At 63.2% G+C, this 5,220-nt stretch carries 4 protein-coding genes; 3 read left to right on the forward strand and 1 reads right to left on the reverse strand.

What is annotated here, in order from left to right:
• The 3 genes from AC1DT3_RS11505 to AC1DT3_RS11515 all read left to right on the forward strand — a co-directional run.
• Positions 1-1,000: sigma-54-dependent transcriptional regulator (locus AC1DT3_RS11505; RefSeq protein WP_477465391.1), on the forward strand; the 1,000-nt coding region annotated here is incomplete at its 5' end.
• A 101-nt stretch (positions 1,001-1,101) separates the two neighbouring features.
• The gene (locus AC1DT3_RS11510; protein WP_477465392.1) at positions 1,102-2,847 is read left to right on the forward strand and encodes a L,D-transpeptidase family protein; all 1,746 of its coding nucleotides are present in this window, start codon (positions 1,102-1,104) and stop codon (positions 2,845-2,847) included.
• Positions 2,848-2,982: 135 nt separating this feature from the next.
• Entirely contained in the window at positions 2,983-4,653 is a 1,671-nt protein-coding gene (locus AC1DT3_RS11515) for a peptidoglycan L,D-endopeptidase MepK (protein ID WP_477465394.1), read from the forward strand.
• An 82-nt stretch (positions 4,654-4,735) separates the two neighbouring features.
• Here AC1DT3_RS11515 and AC1DT3_RS11520 read toward each other — a convergent pair.
• A partial coding sequence (locus AC1DT3_RS11520; RefSeq protein WP_477465393.1) for a CheR family methyltransferase occupies positions 4,736-5,220 on the reverse strand: 485 nt, incomplete at its 5' end.

The raw sequence follows: 5,220 nt of genomic DNA on the forward strand, positions 1-5,220 counted from the left end.
CATCAGCGCATCGCGCAGCGCCGCGGCCGTCGGGTTGCCGGGCGATGCCATGGGCGCCGTGGGACGTCTCGCCGATCGGGCCGCACGGTCCTCCGCGACGGTTCTGATCGAGGGTGCGGCGGGCTCTGGCGGGGAAGCCCTGGCGCGCGCCATCTGGTCGATGAGCGAACGCAAGACGCAATCCTTCGTGCGCTTTCATCCCGGCGCGCCCGGCTCAACCTTGGCCGATAAGCTCGTCGAGGTGAGAGACGGCACGCTGCTGTTGCAAGGCGTCGAGCGACTCTCCGGCGACGAACAGGCCATGATCTTACGCGCGCTCCAGAACCGCGAGATCGCGACGCCGCAAATGAAGCGGACCATGCGCTTCGAAGGCCGAATCATCGCCTTCTGTGAGACGCCGCTCATCGAACATGTCCGAGACGGACGATTTCGCGACGACCTCTACTATCGATTACAGACGCTGCCGATCTCGATTCCGGCCTTGGAGGCAAGGCGCGACAGCCTTCCGGCCATTGCGCATTTCTTCATCGAGCGATTCGCGCGCGAAGAGGGAAAATCGGTGAACGGTTTGTCCGCCGAAGCCACTGCTTTGGTGACGCGCTACGACTGGCCGGCCAATTTGCGGCAACTGGAAAGCGTTCTCATGCGCGCCGTACTCCTGGCTGACGGACCGCAATTGAGCGTCGCGGAATTTCCTCAGATTGCCGTCAAGGTCGCGGGCTTCCGCATGGCGGTTCCGCCCGCGCCGTTAAGCCACGCTCCTATGCTCGCTTCACCGGGCATCGAACTGGATGATCCTCATTCATTGCGACTTCTGAGCGAGCACGGTGAAATTCGCACGCTGCAGGAAATGGAAGCCGAGATCATTCGCTACGCGCTCACGCATTATCGGGGCCAAATGTCGGCGATCTCCCGTCAGCTCGGGATCGGACGCTCGACCCTTTACAGAAAGTTGAAGGAATTGGGCCTAGAAAACCGCGTCGTCGATGTAGCCGCTTGAGCGAGTTGCACGTTAAGCTTTGCAGAAGCATGTCGATTCTCGGCCGGCTTGAGCAGCGGCGAAGGCCGGTTCGAGAATGGGGAACAGGAGCGTGAACGGACATGCGTAATCTGCGTAAGACAATGACCTGGCTCAGTCTCGCCGGGTCCGTGTCGATTCTTTCTGTCAGCGCTCTGGCGGCGGAAACGCTTGAGGGCGAGACCCAACAGGGCTCGGCCGAAATTGTCGCGCTCGACACCGCAGATCCGGTTTTCGAGAATGTGTTCCCACAACCGTCCGCACCGGCCCCCGTCTTCTTTTCGGCGGACGATGCGCGTCCTCTGAAAAGCGCAGCCGATCTACCATTGCCGGAAACGCCGCCGGCGGCCGTAACCTTCACAATGGCCGATTGGCTTCGGTCCGCGATGACCGAGCGCCTTGCAGACCCAGCGCTTCTGCGTGAGCAACGCCTCAACGCGAAAGATCGCGATGCGATGGCGGCGGTTTACGCGGCGGCTGCGTATCCGACTCTCTGGTCCCGCGACGGCCAATGGTTGCCGGCCGCTCAATCTCTCGTTGCCGTTTTGAGGAATGCCGCCAGCGACGGACTCGACCCGGCCGATTATCCCCTCCCCGCGTTGCAGATGGGCAAAGATGCCTCACCGAAAGCGTGGTTCGAAGCCGATCTCAAACTGAGCGTGGCGGCGATTCGTTACGCCCGCGATGCGCGGGGCGGCAGGCTCGATCCCGCACGTCTTTCCGCACTGATCACGCCGACGCTCGATCTTCCGTCTGCGGATGGTGTCTTGGTCGTTCTCGGTTCGGCACCGGATGCAGGCACGGCGCTCCTCGGATTCAATCCGCAGCACGAGGGATACCGTGCGCTGAAAGATAAGTTGGCGCGGCTCCGCGACACCAACGTACCGCGGCCTCTCGTGCATGTACCGAAGGGCCCTACCCTGCGTGTCGGCATGCGCGATCCACGCGTGCCTCTCATCCGCGCGCGATTCAATCTCGGGCCAAGTTCAGGGGACGAGACCGCATACGACACCCGCGTCGCGTCAGCCGTCGCGGCTTTCCAAAAGCAGAAGGGCTTGCCGACGAGCGGCGATCTGACGGCGCAAACCCTCGCCGCACTCGACAGCAATGCGTCGCCCGCACGCCTGGAAGGCGACCTGATCGCCAACATGGAACGCTGGCGCTGGCTCCCACGGGATCTCGGCGAGCGGCACATTTCCGTCAACGTGCCGGAGTTCCGCCTGCGTTTCGTCGAGAACGGCGACATCGTGCAGGAAAAGCGCGTGATCGTCGGCAAGAAGGAATCCCAGACGCCGATCTTCTCCGAGGAGTTGAAATACCTGGTCGTCAATCCATCCTGGACGTTGCCGCCGTCGATTCTCAAGAAAGAGTTCCTGCCGGCGCTTGCGAGCGATCCGTCCTACGCCGCGCGCAAGGGCTATAAGGTAATCCGGCGCGGCAATCAGATCTCCGTGCAGCAGCCACCAGGTGAGCGCAATGCGCTCGGATACGTGAAGTTCATGTTCCCGAACCAGCATTCGGTCTACCTTCACGACACGCCCAACCGCAACCTGTTCGCAGCCCAAGGGCGCGCCTTCAGCCACGGCTGCGTGCGTGTCGATCAACCTTTCCAACTCGCCGAGGAAGTGCTCGGCAGTCAGGGATGGACCGAGCAAAAGCTGCGCGGTTTGATCGGCAAGGGCGAGCGCTACATTCACCTGCGCGATCCGCTGCCGGTGCATCTGACCTATTTCACGCTCAGCTTCGACGAGCATGGCGCCATGAAATCCTTCGACGATCTCTATGGGATCAACCGCAAGGTTCGGGCCGCTCTCGGCCTCGATGGCTGATTTTCTCAATTTGGCCCGATTTTCTGCACCGAGCTTAACGCGGAAGTAACCGTCTTCGGCAAATCTCCCTTCATCATCAGGGATGCTGCTCCTTCTCATCGCAGCGCGTAAAAGACGAGTACCACAGTGAGAGTTATGCGTACGGATCGCCAAGCGGCCGCGTTCAAACTTGCGCGCTGCGTCGGCATCGGGCTGGCAGCATTGGCCACCCTTCTCATCGGCGGCACGCGCGGCACCCAGGATGCCATCGCCAATGGCGACACGCGAACCCTGACTTTCTATCACAACAACACCAAAGAGAATCTGACGGTCACGTTCCGGCGGAACGGGCAATACGATTCCTCCGCCCTTGAGCAATTGAACTGGTTTCTCCGCGACTGGCGCCGTGCCGAATCCACCCGTATGGATCCGCGCCTATTCGACACCGTGTGGGAAGTCTACCGCGAGGTCGGTGCGGACCAGCCGGTCCACGTCAACTCGGCCTACCGTTCACCCAACACCAATTCCATGCTGCGCCGCCGCTCGAGCGCTGTCGCCAAGAACAGCCAGCACATGCGCGGAAAGGCGATGGATTTCTATATCCCCGATGCATCGACCGAACGCCTGCGCGCCATCGGCATGCGCCTCCAGAATGGTGGCGTCGGGTATTATCCGAACGCCTATACGCCGTTCGTGCATCTCGACGTCGGCAGCGTCCGTGCCTGGCCACGCATGACCCGCGACCAGCTCGCCCGCATCTTCCCCGATGGCAAGACGGTTCACATTCCGGCGGATGGAACACCGATGGCGCGCTACGAGGAAGCCCGCGCGGAAGTCCTGTCCAAGGGTGGCACTGTCGGGGGTTACACCGCCTACGCGGATGCAGGAGATACAGTCGCCGCGCCGCGCCGCAAGAGCTTGTGGGCGACCCTCTTCGGCGGCAGCGACGAGGATGAGGACGTGGAAGAGATCCGCGCAGCGTCTCGTCCGGGCCGCGCTCTTCTTGCTGGTCGCCGCGGCGGCCCCGACAAGACCAACTACACCGACGACTCCAACGGGTCCGTCTACGCCGCATTGCAGGCCTACAATAGTGCGACTGCGCCGCAGGCGGCGCCGGTCCGCGCCGCGCCTGTCGCGCGCCAGGAACCCGAAGACGAACCTGTGCGCGCAGCCGCAGCGCCTGCGGCGCGCGACGAGCCGGCAGCGCCGCCGCCGCTTCCGCCCGTCGCGCCGACCCGTATCGCCGGTTTGCCGAGCACGATCGATACGCCGACGGGTCCAACGCTCGCCTGGCAGCAGGGATCGTCCGGCGCGAACGGAAGCGCCTCGGATCTCCGGATCGGGCGTGAGGTCGCATTCGCACCCATGCCGCCGCGGCGGCCCGACGACATCGTTGCGACAGGCGCGATCGCGTATGCGCCGATGCCACCGGTCCGGCCGAGCGCGCTCGTTGCGAGCAATCCGATTCCCGGACCTGTCGAATTGCGAGGTTCCACCGAAGTCTTGACAACCGCTTCGGCCGCCAATGTGCCTTTGCCGCCGATCCGGCCCGGCGCGCTGCCCGTGACCGTCGCATCCGCCGGGCCGATCGAGCTGCCCCTTGCCCTTCCGGCTCGCGAAGAATCGATCGCGCGCCCGGCGAAGCCGGTGACGACCTCCAGCAAGAGCGCTCCACCGACACCGCCGAAGCCTAAGATCAGTCCGACGACAAGCGCCCTCACCGCCGGGCCGAGCCTTCAGATGGGTTTCTCGAAAAAACCGCTGGGCGATCTCGCGACGAACCGATTTACGGGACCGGCCGTCAAACCACTGCCCGTCCTGCGATAGGCGGCAAAAAAGAAAGGGCGGGGAAACTCCCCGCCCTTTTTATGTCCGGATCGATCCGTGCGAAACTTCGCCCAATGCGTTTCTAGCGCAACGCGGCGACCCGGGCCGGCGCGACGGCGTCCATGTTCTTCGTCTTTTCATAGAGCCCGCGATTGGTCTGATCYGGGACGAGATCGTCGGAGAGCCCGATCACCGTCTCGGCGGCTCCCAGAAGCAAAGCACCGTCGGGGACCATGGCGTTCGCCAAGCGCTTGAGGACCCCGGTTTTCGTCGGCCTATCGAAATAGATCAGAACGTTGCGGCAATAGACGATGTCGAACGCGCCGAGGTGGCCGAAATCCTTGATCAGGTTGAGGGGGCGATAATCGACCATCGCGCGGATCTGCGGCGCGATCTGCCATTGATCGCCGATGCGGGTGAAATACTTCACGAGAAGCTGAATCGGCAGGCCGCGTTGCACCTCGAACTGATTGTAGAGGCCCGCTTTGGCCCTATCGAGCACGTCCGTCGAGATGTCGGTTGCGACGATTTCGACGCGCCAGCCAGGGAGCCGTGGCGACGCCTCGT

Source organism: Microvirga sp. P4_G7 (assembly GCF_056401005.1).